Raw genomic sequence first — 20247 nt, forward strand, 5'->3', positions numbered from 1 at the left:
CAAGAGAGCAATTCTACGATGATCGCGAGGCGTACTTAGACCAGTTCCGTTGCACTGGGGGAGGTGGGGCGACTGCAAGTAGGACACAGGTCGTTTGGCCGACTCCCCCAACGCAAGTTGCTACTGCGGCATCCACTCCCACGTCAACACCGGTTCCTACGGCAATTCCCACTCCTGTTGTTGAGATACTCGACACGCCGAGTCAGCCCGGTCTGGCCCGTGAGCTTGTGGTCAGCTATCTGGCAGATAAGCTAGGGCAGGGGACTGCCAGCCGCAACGTGCAGTACTGGGCAGACCGCCTGGCATATCTAACAGAATCCGCGCCCTGGGCCTTGGATATGTACATCGAGGTAGGCTACAGGATACCGGTGGCGGATGAGCAAGATTTCTATGCGGTGTATCTCGTGATCCCCGCGTGTGTGGTTAGCCACCCGGGCCTAAGCGAAGGGCAAGTCGCCGCATTTACTATGGAGCTCAACCGCCGCTGGCCCGACGTAAACCCTCGCACATTGACCGGAATTGCCGCGCTTGAAGAGATGGCGGACGCGCAACAAGAGGAACTGTGCACGTTTTTCTCCACTGCGATAGAGACGACGAAGCCTGACTGAACATCCTGTGCGCGCCATGCGCTGGCAAGCCGCGACCGGCGCGGGGTAATTGGTAATGAGGAGAGCGCAATGAGTGATGAAACAATGCAACTTGAAGCTGAATTTCGAGAGGCAATGTTGGGCGTGTATCGCACTGTTGCGAAGATTAAGGCCCCACCTACTCGATTCTTGAACATGCTTGAGGAGTACGGGGCAGTCGAAACCGCCAGACAACTGCTCAGCAAAGATGAATTGCAGGAGACGTTCATCGCTCTTTACGAATCGGGGCGGCTCGATGCATCTGTAGAGGCTGTTGTCTTGCAACCAAAGTATAGAGAGCTATTCACCGATGCTGAATTACAGCAGGCTCAAGACCGACTGAAATCCTGCGGATACGATACGTCCAAAACTGCGTAGGCGCGTCTAACACTATTACGCTCATAGCCCAGAGATGACATACCCTTTGCGAGGGGCGAAATCCCCCCGTTTTTGGTGTAGACACTGCCTAGAACGGATGATACCCTGTTTATGCGGGCGAATCGGTAGTCTAGGAGCAAGAAGGATGTGCAAGCCTGGAAGAATTCTGGAGAAACGGAACCTGCCGCAACGTCCATGCGGCTAGGCGGTAGGCTGTGCCGGAACGACAGCCGATTTGGAGCCTGCCGCCTAAGGCGGCCGCCGTCTACTTCATTCTGTTTCCTGCGCTGACGTTTGTGGGTGTGGTCTTTGTAGTCTTGGAGCAGGTTTCCGGCGGCGCAGGGACTTCTCCGGCAGCGGTAGTTGCAGTCTATCAAGGCACGGCGGCGGTAGCGTTTGCCTCGGCGGCAATTGCGTTCATTATAGTAGACATAGGGTGGACTCTCATGGGACTGGCAACCGCGCTTCAGGAACTCAGAGAGCGGAAACGGGAGGAAGAGGAGCGGAGATTTCAGAAGGAGCTGGATGATGCTCGCCGGGAGGAGCGGGAGCGCATCGTAGCGTTCTACCGGGAACAAGCGGAAAAGACGGGCCAGGATTTCGTGGAGCCGCCGGAAGACCCGGCAGCGCAAAACGGTTCCGACGACCGCTAAACCTCGCTCTTTAGAACGCCGAAGAACCGCCAGCGCAAGCCGGCGGTTCTCTTCATTTTATGCAAGCTTTTCTTCTACCAGCCCATACCTGCTCTCCGCCTCGTCAGGCCGCAGCGTGTTCACAGCACCTTAGTAAGCAGCCATGATGATTTGCATCCCCGCGCGCAGGCGGACCCGCCAGTGGTCTTCGAGGGATTGGGTCCACTCCGGGTCGAGTTCTTTGACGGTGGCGCAGATGCAATCCAGCCAGAGTTCGTAGAGTTTGGGCGCGATGTTGCGGCCGGCGCGGCTATGGAGACCGCCCAGCTTGTCGAGCAAGGCCCGCATATCGGGATCGGAAACATCGTGCGTCACCATCAGGTACACCGAATCCCGCAGCAATTGGCGCTGTCGTCCGAACTCCGTTTGGGCGAAGAAGGGCGCAATGGCGGGAGAGGCGTTCATGAAGGTGCTATAGAAAGTTTCCGCAAAGTCGCCGGCGGCCTCGCACCGCGCGAAACTCTGCCGCACCTCCTCCTCGGCGAAGCTGCCCGGCGTGCGCATGGCGGAGGCGTCTTCCGGCTTGCGAAAGAAATCAATGCGGCAGCGCACCGGCCCGGAGACGCGCAGCCTATGGGGCGCTTCCGGCTGAATGACGGCATGGTCGGGCGCCGCCACGTCGGATTCCTCGCCGGTGGCAAGGTCCACAAAGCTCACCTGTCCCGCGAACACGTGCAGCACGCCCCAGTGTCCGGGCCCGAGAGCGTGCTCTTTTTGTAAAGCATCCGGTATGGTATCTTCAGTGAATTCCAGCGAGCTGCCGGCGGGAACGAGACCATCGGGTAGTCTTGTGTTTGCCATCGTGGGCTGATTACTCCTGTGAAAAATGCCGTGCTACTATGCCAATACGGGAAAGCGCCCCCAGCAAGGAATGCTCGCGGGAAGAGAGACTGGCGCATGATTCAGGCGCGCAGCCTTCATTCTACGTCTGCGAAGTACCGTGCGGACACGCATCAATTCAATTGTACCGCGAAGCCCAGGGAATGGTGCTCTGACAGGAAATGGTCAGGCCGCCGTTTGACGAGCTTGCGGTGCTGTGGTAGCATACTCGTTACTGAGGTGCGGGCACCAGGCGCGAGAGCCGGAGGCCTGCCAAATTTAACAAGTGAATAACCGTTGCCTTATCAAGAGAGGTGGAGGGAAACGGCCCTATGAAGCCCGGCATCCCGGTGGACGATGATTTGTGTCCACGACAGGGTGCCAATTCCGGCCCCATGCGCATTGGGGCAAGATAAGGGGAAATATTGCGACATACGACCCCTCTCTATAAGGAAAGAGAAAGGGGTTGTTCTCATTTAATGAGAAGTTTTCTGACACAAGACATTGGTCTGCCGGTCGCTCCCAAGGCGCCGGCTGGCGTGCACCGGCCCGGCACACCTGCTGCCGGAAGCGGAAGGATGCCGCATTGCGGCGCCCGTCGCGCGATGACTACGGACGTCGGCGGATTGCCGCGCATGCCCCGCTGCGGGCAATAGTCTTGTAAACATCATCGTGAGTTTCTGCGGCCTGCAATGGTGTGTGGCTGACCTTAAGGCCGCTGCACACGAAGACCCTCACCCCGGCCCTCTCCCAGAGGGAGAGGGAGAAATTGGAGCGGTTGACCGAGAGACAGAAGAGGCGCTTGACCGGCTGAGGGAGAGACTAGAGCGGTTGACCGAGAGACTGAAGGGGCGCTTGACCGAGAGAGAGAGAAACCAAAGCGGTTGACTAGCAGAGAGAAGCTGAAACGGTAGACCGGGAAAGCGTGCCCGATGGCGCCGGTTACTGTGGCCGTACCGAGTTGAGCGGAGTACGTGAGTGGGACAATGCAACCGAGTTGTACACGTCGCGGAAACTACACAGAGCCAATCAAAGCAACCGATCTGAACAAGTCGAAGCAACTTTGCAGACAAAGTCGAAATTAGAGAAAGACTCCGGATCATGAGTGAAATCGAACGCATACGCGGACTGAAGTGTCGGGAGTGCGGGGAGCGCTATCCCGTACAGCCGACGCATGTTTGTTCCTTCTGTTTCGGCCCGCTGGAAGTCGAGTACGACTACGACGCCATTCGCGAGATCACCAGCCGCGAGAAGATCGCGCAGGGGCCAATTTCGCTGTGGCGCTATAAGGACCTGCTGCCCGTGGAACACGGCGAAGACCTCAATTGGCGGGTGGGGTTTACCCCCTTGCAGCTTGCGCCCAACCTGGGCAAGGCTCTGGGCCTGAAGGAGCTCTACGTCAAGAACGACAGCGTGAACCCGACCTTTTCGTTCAAAGACCGCGTGGTCTCGGTGGCGGTAGCCAAGGCCAAGGAGTTTGGGTTTGATACGTTCGCCTGCGCTTCCACCGGCAACCTGGCGAGCGCGACGGCTGCTGCCGGTGTACGCAACGGCCTGCGCACGTATGTCTTCTTGCCCCACACCGTGGAGCACGGCAAGGTGGTGAACGCGGCAGTGTATGGCGCGACCTTGGTTTCGGTGGAAGGCACCTACGACGAACTGAACCGCCTTTGCAGCGAACTTGCCGACCGCTACTCCTGGGCGTTTGTCAACATCAACATCCGCCCCTTCTACTCGGAAGGCTCTAAAACGCTGGCATTTGAGGTGGTGGAGCAACTGGGCTGGCGCGTGCCGGACCATATTGTGGCGCCCATCGCTTCGGGCTCGCTCTATACCAAAGTCCATAAGGGGTTGAACGAACTGTACAAGGTGGGTCTGCTGGAAGGCACGCCGCATACGCGCATTTCCGGCGCGCAGGGCGAGGGGTGCAGTCCGGTGGCGGAAGCCTATGCCGCCAATACCACTGCCATCCGACCCGTGAAGCTGCCGACCACGATTGCCCATTCGCTGGCCATCGGCAATCCCGCCGACGGTTACCACGCCGTGAAGATCGCGCAGGATACCGGCGGCGTCATTGAATCCGTCACCGACGAAGAGGTGGTGAAGGCGATCCAACTGCTCGCCTCGACGGAAGGCGTCTTCACCGAGCCCGCGGGCGGGGTGACCATCGCCACCCTGAAGAAGCTGGCCGAAAGCGGCCAGATCGCGCCGGACGAGGTCACGGTGGCGTACGTCACCGGCAACGGTCTCAAGGCCCAGGAGGCGGTCTCGGATTCCCTCGACTTGACGATACGGGTTGCGCCCCACGTAGAATCATTTGAAGCAGCGGTGCGCGGTCTGGAACGCACACCCGTTACCGTGTAAGTTCTTAGAGAGTGGTTGCAAAAGGACGCAAGGCAACGTATTCCGTTCGCCCTGAGCTTGTCGAAGGGCCGTTCATAGTGCGACAGGCCTGTGCTGAGCTTGACGAAGCGCACACCACGAACGGTTCTTGCAAATTCCAATAAAACCCGTCTACTGCATTACTGAGACATGGCAAACACCCTGATGGGAAGGAAGTGACAAAACAATGGCAAATGCCGTAAAGATTCCCACCCCGCTCCGTCCCCTGGCCGGCGGCAAGGCCGAGGTCACCGTGGAGGGCGCAAGCAACATCGAAGATCTCATTACCAAGCTGGACGAGGCCCACGACGGTTTCAAGGCACGCATGTGCGACGAGGACGGCGAACTGCGCCGCTTCATCAACATCTACGTGCGCGGTGAGGACATTCGCTTCATGGACGGCCTGGCAACTGCACTCAGCGACGGCGATGAGGTCTCCATCGTCCCCGCCGTCTCCGGCGGCACGGGCTGAGTCTTTCTCGCCAGAGTCAATTTCAATCCAGTTGCGCTTGTCAGCGGCGCGTGACGATGCGTTGTGCGCCGCTGAAGATTTCCCGGTCTATAGGCCATCCACCAACGAAGCGTAGGGGCACGACATGTCGTGCCCCTGCTACTCCTTAATCCGTCGTTCCCGCGAAAGCGGGAACCCATCTTTCCTTTCATCAATTGCAAGGGTCCTCGTTCGGAGCGGCGAACAAGCCCCCGCGCTACAGCCGACTTGCATAGGCGTGAGCGAGACATTCGTCTCCGCTGGTCGATTGAGCCCGCTGCGCGTCAAATTGAGAGATTGTGGTTAATCGCGCTCTCCTGCGTCGATCATCTGACCCACCGACAAACGGTATATAATCACGTGAAAGCGACTCTTCCACGAATGCACACCTAGCACAAGGAGATACCGATGCCGAGCAAAGTGGCAGCGCAGATGTACACCGTGCGGGACCACACCAAGACGCGCAGCGAATTGGCCGAATCACTTCGAAAGATTAGCCAAATGGGCTACGAGGCGGCGCAGTTTTCCGCCGTTGGCGCGCTGGAGAACGACAATCCTGAGATTACCGTGCAAGAAGCAAAGCAGATGCTGGACGATGTCGGCATCCGCTGTATTGCCACGCACCGCAGTTGGGACGACTTGGCCAACAATACCCAGTCCGAGATTGACTTTCATGGTGTGCTGGAATGCAATTACGTGGCAATTGGCGGCATCCCTCAGCCGTACCGCAGTCAGGGCGAGCAGGGCTACCGCGACTTCCTGGAGGCGGCGCGGCCGGTCATCCAAAAGCTAAAGGCCGCCGGCTTGACCTTCGGCTACCACAACCACGCCCATGAGTTCGAACGCTACGCGCCCGGCCCGAAGACTCTGATCGACATCTTCCTAGAGGAAGGCGGGCCGGACTTCACGCTGGAATTTGACGTCTACTGGGTCGCCCATGCCGGAGCAAACCCGGCGCGCCTCCTTACTCAAGCGGCCGGTCGGGTGCCGGTGATCCATGCTAAGGATAAGGAAGTGGACGCCAAAGAAGGCCCGGTAATGTGCCCGGTGGGTGAAGGCAATCTGGACTGGGACGGCATCATCGCGGCGGGAAACAAGGCAGGCGTGGAGTGGTACGCCGTGGAGCAGGACACGTGCCGGCGCGATCCCTTCGACTGCCTGCGGTCAAGTCTGGAGTTCTTGACGTCAAAGGGCGTGTGAGGCGGTTTTCCCCTCACCTTAGCCCTCTCCCAGTGGAGACCTTTGCATAGCCCCACTTTCAAGCAGGGGCACTCCCTCTCCTGGGGGAGAGGGTTGGGGTGAGGGGGTCTTTTTGCTACGATGGCCCTTTATGGTGGGCAGTGTCGGTGTGCATATGGAGAGATTTCAGGAGATCCACCCTCACCCCCGTATCGAGTACGGGGCAGGCTCTAGCCCTCTCCCGTCGAGGGAGAGGGAACGCTCTCGCTTCCGCTCAGGTTTCGCAATGGTCTCCAGTGGGAGAGGGAACTCTTCCTCCTCTACACCCGCACGTAGCGGCCGGCGTCAACGACAAAGGCGACGCCGCGATTCTCGCCGGTCTGGCCCTTGCCCGTAAGAGGTTGGCCACTCACGTTCTCGCGAATTACCTCAAGAGTTTCATCGACTTGACTGGCCGGCACACCGACAAGCAGGGTTACGTTGCCGCGCCGCAGGACGCCTCCGGCCGTATTTATGCGCGTATTGCCTATGCTCCGCTTCACGAGTTCGTCCACGATCGTGTTGGCATCATCGTTGCGCACGACGGCGATAATGAGTTTGTCTACTGCCGGTTTTTGTGGTTGTTGTTGCATCCAAATCCTCCCGTTGCTGATTCGCGGCAACGGCCGCGCGGCCCCTGCACTAGCGCGCGCATCACGTACACATGCTGAGTGACCGTTTTGCAGTCGGTTGGAGTAAGCAATGGCAGACGGCACAGGTAAAGCGACATCTTTGTCTCACTGCTTGGTCGGGGCGGGCGGATTTGAACCGCCGGCCTCAGCGTCCCGAACGCTGCGCTCTACCAGGCTGAGCCACGCCCCGCTTACGACGTAATTTTAGCATGTCTGCCCACTCTCCTCAATAGGAGGGCAGGCAGAGACCGCAAGGCGAGCAATGCGTAATGTCGTCTCACGCCTCTTGTCAAGCCATCTACCCTCCCTCAACCGGCGCATTGTTCGTCGCCTCTGCGAGGTGCCAAATGGTGGGTTCGTGCCAATCATTGCAGTATGATGGTGATGCGAAGAGGAGTAACGACAAGGAGCAGGCCGGTGAAAGCAGACTTTCTCGAACGTCTTGCGCAGGGGCCGCTGCTGGGCGACGGCGCATACTACCTTGAACTCGAGCGCAGAGTAATAGGCAGCTATGCCTCACACATCCCGATGGCGGTGTTGGACTATCCGGAAGCCGTATTAGAGATGCACCGCGAATTCGCCCGGGCGGGGGCGGAGCTCCTGCAGGCCATGTCTTGGGGAGTACGGCCCTTTGGGCGGGAGAAGGAACTTCACAAGGTGGCCGTGGAACTGGCGCGGGAGGCCGCCGGACCGGACCGCTACGTGGCCGGCACCATCAGCCAGTTCATCTACTCCGGCTCTTCCAAATGGGAGCCGCTGAATGCCGACGACCGCAAGCGGGCGCAAGATTTCTTCGCGCGGCGGGTCTCGGAGCAGATGGACTCCGAAGTGGACGTCTTCATCGTTGAGACGTTCTATTCCGTGGAGGAGGCGAGCATCGCGATTCCCTTCGTCAAGGAAGCGGGCGTGCCCGCCGTGGTCACCCTGACCTTCCGCGACAGCGAATTTACCCGCGACGGCTACGATCCGGTGGAGGCGGCCAAGCGCCTCGTGGACAATGGCGCCGACGTGGTGGGCCTCAATTGCATGCGCCCTTGGCAGACGATGAACGACATGGCACGGCGCATTCGCAATGCGGTGTCAGTGCCCGTCTGCGTACAACCTACCGCCTATCAGTTGGAACCCGGCGAGGTTTTCAACCAGGCGATTAGCCGCGCCGGCCTGTACCCCAGCGTCGAACCCCGCGTGCTGAGCCGCTTCGTCATGGCCGAGTACGCCAAGGAAGCGGAAGGCATCGGCATCGAGTTCATCGGCGCGTGCTGCGGCGCGCTGCCCTACCACGTGCGCGCCATGGCGGAAGCCCTCGGCAAGCCGGTGGGCTTGCCCGATGCCAAGCGCGGCTACCAGGTGAGCTAGCACCTAGCGCTAACTTTGTCGCGCCGCAATGGACATACGGCTTTCGAAATCTGAGAAATCTAAGTTAGAATACTCCTTCGCAATTGAGAAGTGTTGTATACTTGTGTATATGACACAAATGAAGTATAAAGAGAGGCGAGATCAGTCAATTGAGGAGCGCATCCTTTGGCGACGGCGGAGCAGACGGGTTCACTCGGCGAACGGGTCTGCCGCATTGAAGGCGGCTACGAACATTTGGCGACGAAGGCCGACCTTGCGCGCGTTGAGACCGAGCTTGCGCAGATGAAGGCTGAACTAAAGGTCGACATTGGCAGATTAGATGGCGAAATTGGTGGGCTGCGTGGTGAGATTCGCGGCATCAAATGGTGGATCCTTTCTGTCGGTGCTGCGGTTGTTGCGCTGTCCAGCCTGGCTGACTTGCTGCCGCTTGGAGGCTGAATGCGCCTGTCAATTGAGAGTAGGCTCTTGCGGAAGAGCGGGATCAAAGGCCGGATTCGAGGAGACCACACGTGGTAACGACCGAGCAAACACATTCACTAGGAGAACGGGTAAGCCGCATTGAAGGCGGCTATGAGCACTTGGCCACGAAGGCCGACCTTGCGCAAATGAGGGCCGAATTGAAGGCCGAAATAGCCGGGCTGGACGGAAAGGTCACCGGGCTGGACGGAAAGGTCACCGGGCTGGACGGAAAGGTCGAGGCTTTGCGCAGCGAGATTCGGGGCATAAAGTGGTGGATCGCCTCCGCCGCCGCCGCAGCCGTTGCGCTCTCCGGCCTGGCCCAATTGCTGCCGCTTGGCGGCTGAGACCCGGAGTGACTTAGCACAAGCGAATGCCACCTAGAATCATATGAAGGGTCAGTATCTAGGAGACCTGACGTGGCGACGGCGGAGCAAATGAACCCACTTGGCGAACGCGTAAGCCGCATTGAAGGCGGCTACGAACACCTGGCAACAAAGGCCGATCTTGCCCGTGTGGAAACTGATCTTTCGCAGATGAAGGCCGAATTGAAGGCCGACATTGCGCGCGTGGAGGCCGACCTCAAGGCTGACATCGGCAGGCTGGATGGTGAGATCGGTGAACTGCGTGGTGAGATTGGCGGACTACGTGGTGAAATTGGCGGACTACGTGGCGAGATCGGCGGACTACGTGGTGAGGTCAGTGGGTTGCGCGGCGAAATCCGCGGCGTAAAGTGGTGGATCGCCTCCGCCGCCGCTGCGGTCGTTGCGCTCGCCGGCCTGGCCCAACTGCTGCCGCTTGGCGGCTAAGCCCCACGAGAGATTTCACAATCTCTGCCACGGCGTAGTTTAGGCACTCCCCATCAATCTATGCCTGGGCGCGGAACTTGCGTTTGGAGCTACCTCACGGGCATCTCATCCAGCGGCAAGCAGGATTTCTTAGAGTCCACATTCACGGCAGTTGCATCTCTCGCAGTACCCGGTACCCATTGGAATCCACTCGTCGCCGGGCTAGCGGATTATTCGCCGCGCCATCACCTTCGCAGTGGAATCCGTGACGAACCGCCTGGCCTCACAGTCCTAGCTGCGCCGGTTTTCTATCTTGACAGTCAATCACGTTGGGAAGTACAGTGTAGGCAGAGTGCACCGGAGCGGTGCCTAGTGGCGCGAATCTCATAAAAGGCAACGTTCGCCGTCGTGGGTTTTACTGTGATAGTGCAAGAGGGAATCGAATCGTTTCGACAGCAGTGCCAGGAGGCAAAGAACATGTCTGACCGTGACAGATTGCAATTGACCCGACGCGGAATTCTCGCCGGTATTGGCGTAACCGGCGTCGGCACATTCCTTGCCGCTTGCGGGCAGGTGTCTATGGCGGAGCCCGAAGCCGCTGACGAGGAGATGGCAGAAGAGGCCAAGCCCAAGGCGGAAGAGGTCGCTGCCGAGAAGGAGCCGGTACACATCCGCTACGGCACCTGGCTCAATGCCCGCCAGCTCGAGAACTACCCGGACACCCTGGTTGCGCCGTTCGAAGAGACGCACCCCGGCATTACCGTGGAAGTCATCCACAATATGCACGCCTACCAGGAGTCGTTTCGGACGGCGTTTGCGGCCGGTGAGCAGCCGGATGCTGCCTGGGAAGCGGACAACGCGACATATCTGCTTGGGTACTTTGTCGATCTCGCCGACTATATCAAGCGCGACAACTTCGACCTGAGCCACTATCCCCAGCACATCTTCAACTCCATCAGCCGCATCCGCAACGAAATCAACAGTCTCCCCAACCAGACCGGCGGCAACATGATGGCGCTGCCGTACAACCGGGAAATCATCGAGAAGGCCGGCCTCAATGAGCCGTCCGCCACCTGGGGCGACCCGGAGTGGAATTGGGATGCCTATATCGACATGGCGAAGAAGACTACCGTCACCGAGGGCGGCAACATTGCGACCATGGGCGCCTCCAACATGGGCACCGGCGCGCTGGTGGGCAACCTGCCCTTCCTGTGGGGCGGCCAGTGGGTTTCCGACGACCGCCGCACCGCCGTGTGCGACAGCCCGGAGACGATGGCGTGCTACAGTGATTACTTCTCGATGGTGCACGAGCACGGCGCCATGCTGAAGCCGGGCCAGGGCGCGGACCTATTCGGCGAAGGCAGCATCGTCAATCTCTTCTACCAGGGTAAGCTGGCGTTTCTGAACACGCTTTCCAGCGGCACGTTTGGCGACATGATGCAGCGCATCCGTGACGAAGACCTGCCCATCGACTTCGCGCCCTTGCCGACGGTGGAGACCACGGCCTCGTTCCAATGGACGGACGCCAACGGCGTTGTGACCAATGCGGACCACCCCGAGGAAGCGTGGCAGTACGTGGCCTGGCAGGGCAGCACCTTGAACTGGGCCGCGGGCAAAGGCACGATCCCCATGCGCGCCGACCTCATGGAGCAGTGGGCCAACGAGACCTTCCCAGACCTGAAGGATAAGGTCCGGCTGGATGTTATTGTCAACGTCCTCGACCACCCCGGCGGTTACGACCCCGGCTGGGTGGTGCCGAACTTCGCTTTCAGCGGTTCCGCGGAGGTGAAAGAGTGGCTCAATAATGTCTACGGCGGTACCGCTGGCGTAGAAGAGGGCCTGCTGGCGTTGAAGCCGCAGATTCAGGCCATCCTCGACGACACGGAGGAGAAGTACAAGGGGTAGTTCCGATAGGCGAACGGGCGCAGCTTTGATCGCCTGATCAACCCACAGATACTGATATAGAATGTAGGGGCACGGCATGCCGTGCCCCTACGCACTCCCACCAAAGGAGATGATGTGGGCAACGACTATGATTTTCGGAAAAGCCGCATTAGAGAGCGGATACAAGAGCTTCTTGAAGAGAAGAGCGGACTCCGCAAGAAGGACCGAGTTGCGGTCGATAGCGGGGTGACCGGTGACAATCTCCGCATTGCTTGTAAAGTGACCTATACGGAGTTGAAAGGTCTTGACCCGGAAATATGGCGAGAAGGATCGGAGGAAGTCGAAATCGAGTGTGATCCGTCTTGGACGTTGGATGCCATTAGGGATGCTGCCGTTGTGGAAGCTTGGCCTAAGACAGGCACCGAGTTGGATGATGGAACCTACGAGATAGACTTCGCTTACGATGCGGTGTGGGTTCCAATTTCGATAGAGTTTTCAACGATCTTACCTCGCCCGGATTGGGACTAGTGTTGGAATGAGGGGGTTAGGCAGATGCTGGCTAATCAGGACTTATACCAACGTGCCGCTATTGAAAAAGTAACGCCCGCGCGGGACGATCCGGCGCGGGCGTTCATTCACTTTGGTATATATCTCCAGTTTTGGAGTTTCGTCGAGATTTCGGTGTTATAGAGAGGAAGCTGTCACTCATGTCCAGGTACCACGAACGCTACGGCTTAACGCCAATTATCAACACCGCCGGTACCCAGACAACCCTGGGCGCGTCCGCGGTGCCGCCGGAAGTGGTGGAACGGGTGGTCGAAGCCGCGCCTGAGTTCGCGCGCATGACGGAGTTGCTGGCGGCTGCCGACGCGGCGATTGCCCATGCTACCGGCGCGGAAGCGGGCACGGTGACACACTGCGCGGCATCGGCCATCACCGTGCTCTGCGCGGGAGCCATGACGGGCACGCACTTGGGCAAAGTGCTGGCTTTGCCCGATACCAGCCGCATGGAGAACGAGGTCATCATTCAGAAACGGCACACGGTTGGGTTTGGCGCGCCGGTAACGCAGATGGTCCACCTCAGCGGCGCCAAGGCCGTGGAGTTTGGCGAGGCCAACCGCGCGCTGCCCGAACAAATGGAGTACGCTATCACGGATCACACCGCTGCGGCTCTCTACGTCGTTTCCCACATGACCGCCACCAGCGGGGCGCTCTCGCTGCCGGCTTTTGCCGAGATTGCCCACCGCCACAACATTCCCGTAATTGTTGACGCCGCCGCCGGCGCGCTGTTCGCGCACCGCTTGCTTGACGAAGGCGCGGACGCCGTCTGCTTTAGCGGTCACAAGCACCTCTGCGGCTTTACCTCAGGCGTGATCGCCGGCAAGCGCTCTATCGTGGAAGCCGCAGCAATGAACGGCAAGGGCATCGGCCGCGCCATGAAACCGTCGAAAGAGGGTGTGGTAAGCGTCATCGAGCGCATGGAATGGCTCGCCGACCTTGACTACGCCACCTGGGAAGCCGAGCAGAACGCCAAAGTTGACGTGATGGTGGCGGCGCTGCAGGACATCCCCGGCGCCAACGTCTTTGCCGAGCGGGACGTCACCGGCAATCCGCAGACCCGCACCAAGATCGTGGTCGATCCGGCGGTCGCGGGTATGGATGCCGTGGCCGTGTGCCAGGCGCTGGAAGCCGGCAGCCCGCCCATTTACACCCGCGACCACTACGCCGAGGAAGGATTCCTCTTCATCGATCCCATTACGCTGCGTCCTGAGGACGTGCCCACAGTGATCGCCCGCCTCCAGGAGGTGCTGCAACCGGTCGGCGCAACCGCGCGGTGAGATAGGAGTCTTTGTCGCTCTTGGTTCCAACTCGTTGGTGCTTCGACAGGTGACTTGGCGTCACTGACGAAGTCAGTGTAGCCGCCTCAGCACGAACGGATGGTAATGCTGCAATTGCTGAATGGGGCCTTCATTACGCAGCGTGCCTGTGCTGAGCTTGCCGCAGAGTCGCGGCCCGAGTTGGAAGAATCGGCCGCGCCGGGAATGTTGCCCAAGAAAGTTCAACGTGTCCGTAGCGGAGCGCGGACCGGACGTGGCGACAGACGGCAATGGAGCGTTTACTTCCGGCGTGACGGCGTCAGGGGGTTAGGAATTCTCGACCTGCGCCGCGCATTCTCGCAAGTAGCGAATGCCTTCGCGCGCTTGCACGGAGGCGTGCGGCTCGAACTCGAAGATTTCGATTGAGACGTAGCCGTCGTAGCCGGTATCGTGCAACGCTTGCATGATGGGAATGAAGTCGGTATCGCCGAAGCTGGGCGCTTTCAGATTGAAGTCATTGGCGTGAAAGTGAGGGAATTCTCCCACGTGCGCGCGGATGATGTCGGCAGATGGCGCAGCTTCCGCCGTCTTCATCGCTTTCACGTCGAGATGCAGCTTGAATGCGGGATGGTTGACGCGGCGCACCAGTTCCGCGCCTTCCGCCGCGGTGGTGATGAACTGGCACAGCGGCGGCGCCAGCGGCTCGATAGCAATCACGGTACCGGCCTGTTGCGCCTCGTCGCAGACGCTTTGGAAGACTTCCGTGGCACACGCCATGCCCTGCTCGTAGCTCACGCCCTCCGGCAAGTTGCGCTGGTTGGGCGAGCCGAAGACTAGGTACGGCGCGTTCATGTCGTGGCCGAGAGCGATCAGCCCCCGCAGGTAGTCAGTCGTGCGCTGCCGGACCGCCTGGTCGGGGTGCGTGAGATGCAGACCGTCCGGCCCAACGAGCAGCCAGTGCAGACCCACGATCTCAAGCCCGGCGTTTGCCGCGGCCTCCCGGGCGCCCGTCCGTTGTTCCGGGGTAATGTCGAAGACTGACTGTTCAAACGTAAACGGCGCAGCTTCGACCCCCTGATACCCATGCTCCGCCAGGTAGTCACAGATTCGCCCGAATTCCCAGTCCTCAAAGGCTTCATTGCAGAACGCATACCGGAACGCCATAGCATACCCATCCTTATTAGCCGACGTATGGTTTCTGGCCGCAATGGTACCATGTTGCCCGCCGCGCCGCAGGGCAGCGCCGAAGAGTAATTTCGCGCGCATCCTGAATGCCCTGAGCGTACGGTGCTGCGAATTCTCCGCTGGGCAGTCTCGATCCAGAATGCACAGATGAAGCCCTGTTCGCGCTCTGGGCCGTCGCACGCCGGTCAGCGGGCGGGCGCTGTCCGCGAACCCCGTGCAGGACGGTATCGATACCAGGATTCACTGCTGATACGGACGCTGGCAGCACCCAGCCTCGGTCCCTTAGCGTTTGGTTTTCCCTTCTGAATCTGTTGATTTTCTTCATTTGCCATTCCAGTCTGCCGGTGACATATTTCTGCGACATTTCATTGCTATCGTGAGCAGTGTCACAAGAGTTTCACGAAAGGAGTGAAAAGATGAATGGCAAGAAGCTGACGAAGAAGACATTGCTGATTGGGCCGCTTTTGGCGGCCCTAATCGGCGGGGGGACGCTGGTCGGCTGTGGGCCCATCTCCGGGGTTCTCGACGGCCAAGGTTCCGGCAGCGCAACGGTAAGCCAGGAGGCCTCCGAAGGGAGCGGCGGCGAATCCGGTGGTGAGCATAGCGGCGGAGAAGGCACTGAAGGCCAAGGTGGCGAAGGCGCCGGCGGCGGTGAAGAAGCCACAGCCAACCAACTGGCGGCGGATGAGACCTTCGACATGGTGCGCAACGGCGCCCGGCTGATCTTGAGCTACGACGCCGGCAGCAATGCTTTCACGGGCACCGTGGAGAACACGACCAACAACGTCTTGCGCCAGGTGCGGATTGAAGTGCACCTCTCGAACGGGGCGGAGTTGGGTCCGACAACCCCGATCGATCTGGCTCCTGGCGGGAAGGTTGACGTCAATCTACCCTCGACGGCCGCAGCGTTCACGACCTGGGTGGCCCATGCCGAGGTTGGCAGCGGCGGCGAGGGCAGCCAGTCCGGTGGTGAAGGCAGCGGCGGCGAGAGTGGACCGGATGGTCCCGAAGGCAAAGAGAGCGGCAATGAAGCCGCGATGGAAGCTGCCATGTCCAGCCCCGTCACGCCACTCGATCAGACGTGGGAAGGTGTTCTCGGTGGGCTAGCGGTTTCCGCGCGGTACGATGCGGCAACCCGGACTATCCACTACACGGTGCAGAACACACTTCAGGAGGTGCTCTGCTACGTGCAGTCCGAGCCTCACCTGAAGTCAGGGACGCAGACCGTAGGGGAACTTGGCCCCGACATGCTGGGGCACCTGAGCCCCGGACAGCAAGCAACGTCTAGCATTGCAGTCTCGAGTGAACCGCAGCTCGCAGGAGTTGCCTTCGACGGCTACGTCATTCACATGGAAGTGTTCGACTGTGGCGGTACGGGTCCTGCGCCTCACACCGGAGGCGAAGGCGCTGAAGGCAGCGGTGGCGAAGGCTCCGGCGGCGAGGGACATGGTTCCGGCGGCGAAGGTTCTGGTAGCGAAGGCAGCGAAGGCTCTGGCGGCGGTGAAGAAGCCACTGCCAACCAACTGGCGCCGGACGAGACCTTCGACATGGTGCGCAGCGGCGCCCGGCTGATCTTGAGCTACGACGCTGGCAGCAATGCCTTCAAGGGCACTGTGGAGAACACGACCAACAACATCTTGCGCCAGGTGCGGATTGAAGTGCATCTCTCGAACGGGGCAGAGCTTGGTCCGACCACTCCGGTGGATCTGGCTCCCGGCGAGAAGCTAGATGTCAATCTGCCCTCCACGGCCGCAGCGTTCACCGGCTGGGTGGCCCATGCCGAGGTTGGCAGCGGCGGCGGTGAGAGCAGTGGTGAGCATGGCGGCAGTGGTGGCGGTGGCGAGTCCGGCGGCGAACACGGCTCCGGCGGTGAGCAGAGTGGCGGCGGCTAGGGCGAAGTGACATCACTCTATGAAGATGTCGCAACCCCACTGCACGTGAGATAATTGAACCGCACAAAGGGACGCGATGCCTCTCCGGAGGCGTCGCGTCCTGAGGTAGTTTCCGAGAAGGCTGGCAATGCGCGGCACAGTACTGATAGTCGAAGACGATACCAGAATCGCAAATTGGGTCAAAGTGTATTTCGAGCGTGCCGGTTTCTCCGCTGAGGTTACGCACGATGGCGAATCCGGTCTGGCGCTGGCCCGGAATCTGATCCCGGACCTGATAATCCTCGATCTCATGCTTCCCCGGCTCGACGGTGTGGAACTGTGCAAGATCCTACGTCGCGAATCGGATGTTCCCATCATCATGTTGACCGCCAGAGAAGCTCCTGCCGAGCGCATCGGCGGACTGGATAGCGGCGCTGACGATTACATCGTCAAGCCCTTCGATCCGGAGGAAGTGATTGCGCGCGCCGACGCCGTGCTGCGTCGCGTCAAGGGCAAAGTCCAGCAGGTTCTCACACGCGGCGCTATTACGCTCAATGAGACCGACCGGAGCGTGACGGTCAGTGGAGAACCGGTGACGCTGAGCCAGGCGCAAATCGCTCTGCTCGCAACGTTCATGCGCCATCCCAACCAGGTGCTCAGCCGCGATCAACTCATCGAGTTGGCCTTCAGTGACGAATTCGATGGATTCGACCGCGCCATCGACAACCAGGTCGCCCGCCTGCGCAAGCAGATCAACCGCAATGGCAGACAGCCCATTCAGACGGTTTACGGCGCCGGCTATCGGTTCGTGGCGGAGGATGCATAATGCCGTTACGCTGGCGCATCATGGGCGCGACCGTCCTTGTCGTCGTCCTCACCGTCTTGATCAGTGTTAGCGTGGGCTATTACGCGACGCAGTCCCGCCTGGGTGTGTTCGTGGATAGGATAGGCGGTGACGAGGCGACCCAGTTAGCTCGGAATCTGAGCCGGGAGTATACCGCTGCCGGTGGGTGGGAAACCGTGGACAGAGTACTGTCCGAGGCCGGGTTCATCTACACCGGAGGCCGGGAGAGTGAGGGGCACGGGCAAGAGGAGTCCTCGGAACTTTTCCACAGAGACCAGGTACGCGTGGTCATCGTCGGCAGCGATGGACGTGTGGTGAAGGACAATTTGTCCGACCTGTCACCTGGGACCGTGGCTCCCGATCTGGGCGGGCATCGCGAGACGGTGTTCGATCTTACTGCGAACCGGCCTGTAGGCCACGTCTACGTGGACGTGAACCAGGAGTTGCTCGCCACCGAGTCGCTTGGGTTTCTCAACACGCTCCTGTACATCACCCTGATAGGCGGCACAGTGACGGCCGCCGTCGCCTTGCTGCTGGCCGCCTGGCTATCCAAGCGGATCACGGCGCCGGTGACGGCCCTGACCGAGGCAACTCAGGCAATCGCCCAGGGGGATACGACCCAACTGCCTGTCACATCCTCGGACGAATTGGGCCGGATGAGCACGGCATTCAACCGGATGATCACCACCTTGGAAACCCAGCGCGAACTGCGTAGGAGGCTCATAAACGATGTCTCTCATGAGCTGAATACGCCGCTGAGCGTCATACAACTGGAAGCGCAAGGGCTACGCGACGGACTGCAGACGCCTGAGGACGCCTCCGACCACATCATCCAGGAAGTGAGCAGGCTGCGCGGTCTCGTAACGGATCTGAACTGGCTTGCGGAGACGGACTACGGTGAGTTGCGGCTCACGCTCGAAGCAAGTTCGGTCACTGAACTGCTCACCGCAGAGGCGGACCGCTGGCAGCCGCAATGCCAGGCGAAACAGATCGCATTGTCGCTACACGCATCCGCTGACCTCCCGGACGTGAACCTCGACCGGATGCGTATGAGCCAGGCATTGGGGAACGTCATAAGCAACGCCATCAATGCAACCGAGGCCGGCGGGAATATCGTTATCAGGGCAGGGCTGGAAGGCGACCCCGCAGCGGGTGCGGAGGCGGCTGAGGCGTTGGCAATCTCGATCACCGATGACGGGATCGGCATCGACGTCGCGGACCTACCCCACGTCTTCGACCGCTTCTACCGCACCGACCAGTCTCGCAGTCGCGGTATAGGCGGCACGGGGCTGGGTTTGGCCATCACCCAAGCTATCGTTGCAGCGCACGGGGGTACAGTTGACGTAGCCAGCGACGGGCTGGAACAAGGCGTCACCGTTACTATGCGGCTTCCCCTGATTGTGTGAGCATAATCCTCTCGGGACGTGCGCTTTGGCCGCAGGAACGGCTGCGGCGGCGGTCAGGATGCCACATGTGGAATCCGGAGGCCGTTGAGACTGGCAGCGAGAGGCACGCAGCCGTGAGGTCGCGCTACAGCGTAACTTCCCGGTCCTCGCGCGCCGACGTGTACATGGCTTCCAGCAACTCCACTGAGCGACGCCCTTCCGGCCCGGTGCACGCGACCGGCTTGCCATCGCGCAACGCGCCGATCATGTCCTCGATGATATTGTTGGGCCCGGGCGGAAGCTCCGCCGGATCTGGCAGGCCGCCGTCGGGGTCATCGACAAAAGCCCACGTTGTAATGTCCTCTTGCCGCATCTGGATGGTGCCGTCGGTGCCGTGAATCTCATGCTCGTGCCCCAGGCCGCCGTAGACGGTGGTCGTGGTCTGTATGATGCCCCACGCGCCGGACGCATAGGTGACCAGCGCCTCCAAGGCGTCTTCGGTCTCGATGTCGTGATTGAAGATGTTGATACGCGCCCGCACGCTCTGCACCGGCCCCATGAACCACAGAGTCTGATCGATGCCGTGGATGCCCTGGTTGGCTGCCGAACCGCCGCCGTCGTACTGCCACGTGCCGCGCCAGCCCGGCGGATTGCCGCCGGCAAAGTAGCTGTCGGCGCGGTACCACTTCAGCCGGAAGTCGCCAAAGATCGGGCGGCCGAGCCTGCCCGCGTCTATCGCCTGCTTAATCAGGCGCGTGCTCAATTCGTAGCGGCGTTGGAAGTCCACCGCCAGCAACTGGCCGCTCTCCTCTGCGGCGGCCAGCACCTGGTCGATCTTCGCCGTGGTGACGTCCATCGGCTTGGTCGTAAACGTGTGCTTGCCCGCCTGAAGACTCTCGATGGCCAGGTCACCGTGGGTGCCGCTGGGCGTGAAGATGCCCAACGCGTCGATATCCTGCCGCTCCAGCAAGGCGCGGTGGTCGGTGTGCCACTCACAGCCGTACTCCGCCGCCTGCGCCTGTGCCAGCTCCTCCTGCAGGTCGCAGACCGCCACCAACTGCGCCCCCGCCGTGGTCGCCGCCTGCTTCACCCGCGATTTGCCGACACCGAGACCGATTATGCCGAACCGGATTGGATCATGTTTTGATGCCATTTGGAATTGTCCTCCCTGAGTTTAGAAGCCATGCTTCAAGCTATCAGTGATGCCCAGGCACGCAAGAGTCGGAGCCTCTTTTCTTACTGGGGCATGATACCACCAAAGGGCTGTATCTCGTTTTCAATTAGGACACAAACTCTGCAACATCGCCACAACTGGTCGTGCTATGGTAGAAAGTGCTTCTAAGGCTTTACGAAGATGCGGCAGAGTCTATCAAATTGCCTGTACTTGCTCTAGGAATCCCTCAGTGAAGGAAAGCAAAACTCGC

The 20247-nt window shown here is 60.2% G+C and carries 21 protein-coding genes, 1 tRNA gene and 1 riboswitch; of the genes, 17 read left to right on the forward strand and 5 right to left on the reverse strand.

What is annotated here, in order from left to right; genetic code table 11:
• From OXE05_09000 to OXE05_09010, 3 genes are all read left to right on the forward strand, one after another.
• Window positions 1-608, forward strand: a 608-nt coding sequence (locus OXE05_09000; GenBank protein MCY4437452.1) for a hypothetical protein, incomplete at its 5' end; no start/stop codon positions are given.
• A gap of 69 nt (window positions 609-677) precedes the next feature.
• Window positions 678-1004 carry a hypothetical protein gene (locus tag OXE05_09005; GenBank protein MCY4437453.1) on the forward strand — a complete coding sequence of 109 codons (327 nt, stop codon included), beginning with the start codon at window positions 678-680 and terminating at the stop codon, window positions 1002-1004.
• 215 nt (window positions 1005-1219) lie between these two features.
• The gene (locus tag OXE05_09010) at window positions 1220-1657 is read left to right on the forward strand and encodes a hypothetical protein (protein MCY4437454.1); all 438 of its coding nucleotides are present in this window, start codon (window positions 1220-1222) and stop codon (window positions 1655-1657) included.
• 129 nt (window positions 1658-1786) lie between these two features.
• Here the strand turns inward: OXE05_09010 and OXE05_09015 are convergent, their stop codons facing one another.
• The gene (locus tag OXE05_09015; GenBank protein MCY4437455.1) at window positions 1787-2497 is read right to left on the reverse strand and encodes a DUF1971 domain-containing protein; all 711 of its coding nucleotides are present in this window, start codon (window positions 2495-2497) and stop codon (window positions 1787-1789) included.
• 317 nt (window positions 2498-2814) lie between these two features.
• A riboswitch (SAM riboswitch) is annotated at window positions 2815-2934 on the forward strand.
• Window positions 2935-3625: 691 nt separating this feature from the next.
• On the opposite strand from OXE05_09015, the gene thrC reads away from it, so the two are divergent.
• The 3 genes from thrC to OXE05_09030 all read left to right on the forward strand — a co-directional run bounded on the left by thrC (window position 3626) and on the right by OXE05_09030 (window position 6587).
• The gene (thrC, locus tag OXE05_09020; protein MCY4437456.1) at window positions 3626-4879 is read left to right on the forward strand and encodes a threonine synthase; all 1254 of its coding nucleotides are present in this window, start codon (window positions 3626-3628) and stop codon (window positions 4877-4879) included.
• A gap of 205 nt (window positions 4880-5084) precedes the next feature.
• Window positions 5085-5369, forward strand: a complete 285-nt coding sequence (locus OXE05_09025) for a MoaD family protein (GenBank protein ID MCY4437457.1) — start codon at window positions 5085-5087, stop codon at window positions 5367-5369.
• A gap of 426 nt (window positions 5370-5795) precedes the next feature.
• A complete protein-coding gene (locus OXE05_09030; GenBank protein ID MCY4437458.1) occupies window positions 5796-6587 on the forward strand; it encodes a sugar phosphate isomerase/epimerase in 792 nt (263 codons plus the stop codon).
• Window positions 6588-6886: 299 nt separating this feature from the next.
• Here the strand turns inward: OXE05_09030 and OXE05_09035 are convergent, their stop codons facing one another.
• Together OXE05_09035 and OXE05_09040 are read right to left on the reverse strand one after the other, a co-directional pair.
• The gene (locus tag OXE05_09035) at window positions 6887-7198 is read right to left on the reverse strand and encodes a cyclic-di-AMP receptor (protein MCY4437459.1); all 312 of its coding nucleotides are present in this window, start codon (window positions 7196-7198) and stop codon (window positions 6887-6889) included.
• A 152-nt stretch (window positions 7199-7350) separates the two neighbouring features.
• Window positions 7351-7427 (reverse strand) — tRNA-Pro (locus OXE05_09040).
• 227 nt (window positions 7428-7654) lie between these two features.
• Between OXE05_09040 and OXE05_09045 the strand changes: the two genes are divergently transcribed.
• From OXE05_09045 to OXE05_09080, 8 genes are all read left to right on the forward strand, one after another.
• A complete protein-coding gene (locus OXE05_09045; protein ID MCY4437460.1) occupies window positions 7655-8593 on the forward strand; it encodes a homocysteine S-methyltransferase family protein in 939 nt (312 codons plus the stop codon).
• Between the two features lie 165 nt (window positions 8594-8758).
• Entirely contained in the window at window positions 8759-9031 is a 273-nt protein-coding gene (locus OXE05_09050; protein MCY4437461.1) for a hypothetical protein, read from the forward strand.
• Between the two features lie 71 nt (window positions 9032-9102).
• Window positions 9103-9396, forward strand: coding sequence for a hypothetical protein (locus OXE05_09055; protein MCY4437462.1), 294 nt, complete (start codon window positions 9103-9105; stop codon window positions 9394-9396).
• 72 nt (window positions 9397-9468) lie between these two features.
• Window positions 9469-9858 carry a hypothetical protein gene (locus tag OXE05_09060; protein MCY4437463.1) on the forward strand — a complete coding sequence of 130 codons (390 nt, stop codon included), beginning with the start codon at window positions 9469-9471 and terminating at the stop codon, window positions 9856-9858.
• 456 nt (window positions 9859-10314) lie between these two features.
• A complete protein-coding gene (locus OXE05_09065; protein MCY4437464.1) occupies window positions 10315-11742 on the forward strand; it encodes an extracellular solute-binding protein in 1428 nt (475 codons plus the stop codon).
• Window positions 11743-11856: 114 nt separating this feature from the next.
• Window positions 11857-12249 (forward strand): hypothetical protein, encoded by a 393-nt coding sequence (locus tag OXE05_09070; GenBank protein MCY4437465.1) that lies wholly within the window; start codon window positions 11857-11859, stop codon window positions 12247-12249.
• A 24-nt stretch (window positions 12250-12273) separates the two neighbouring features.
• Window positions 12274-12411 (forward strand): hypothetical protein, encoded by a 138-nt coding sequence (locus tag OXE05_09075; protein ID MCY4437466.1) that lies wholly within the window; start codon window positions 12274-12276, stop codon window positions 12409-12411.
• Between the two features lie 17 nt (window positions 12412-12428).
• A complete protein-coding gene (locus OXE05_09080; protein MCY4437467.1) occupies window positions 12429-13559 on the forward strand; it encodes an aminotransferase class V-fold PLP-dependent enzyme in 1131 nt (376 codons plus the stop codon).
• A gap of 306 nt (window positions 13560-13865) precedes the next feature.
• On the opposite strand, the gene OXE05_09085 is transcribed toward OXE05_09080, so the two are convergent.
• Complete coding sequence (locus OXE05_09085) at window positions 13866-14804, reverse strand: sugar phosphate isomerase/epimerase (protein ID MCY4437468.1); 939 nt, start codon at window positions 14802-14804, stop codon at window positions 13866-13868.
• Window positions 14805-15139: 335 nt separating this feature from the next.
• On the opposite strand from OXE05_09085, the gene OXE05_09090 reads away from it, so the two are divergent.
• The 3 genes from OXE05_09090 (at window position 15140) to OXE05_09100 (ending at window position 18844) form a co-directional block, all read left to right on the forward strand.
• On the forward strand, window positions 15140-16615 hold the full coding sequence (locus OXE05_09090) for an FxLYD domain-containing protein (protein MCY4437469.1): 1476 nt from the start codon (window positions 15140-15142) through the stop codon (window positions 16613-16615).
• Window positions 16616-16742: 127 nt separating this feature from the next.
• A complete protein-coding gene (locus OXE05_09095) occupies window positions 16743-17420 on the forward strand; it encodes a response regulator transcription factor (GenBank protein ID MCY4437470.1) in 678 nt (225 codons plus the stop codon).
• Window positions 17420-18844: an ATP-binding protein gene (locus OXE05_09100; protein ID MCY4437471.1), complete on the forward strand. Its 1425-nt coding sequence runs from the start codon at window positions 17420-17422 to the stop codon at window positions 18842-18844. Before OXE05_09095 ends, OXE05_09100 begins: the two co-directional genes overlap by 1 nt.
• A gap of 124 nt (window positions 18845-18968) precedes the next feature.
• Here the strand turns inward: OXE05_09100 and OXE05_09105 are convergent, their stop codons facing one another.
• A complete protein-coding gene (locus OXE05_09105; protein MCY4437472.1) occupies window positions 18969-19976 on the reverse strand; it encodes a Gfo/Idh/MocA family oxidoreductase in 1008 nt (335 codons plus the stop codon).
• Between the last annotated feature and the right edge of the window lie 271 nt (window positions 19977-20247).

It is taken from the genome of Chloroflexota bacterium (assembly GCA_026710945.1).
Taxonomy (GTDB): domain Bacteria; phylum Chloroflexota; class UBA11872; order VXOZ01; family VXOZ01; genus VXOZ01.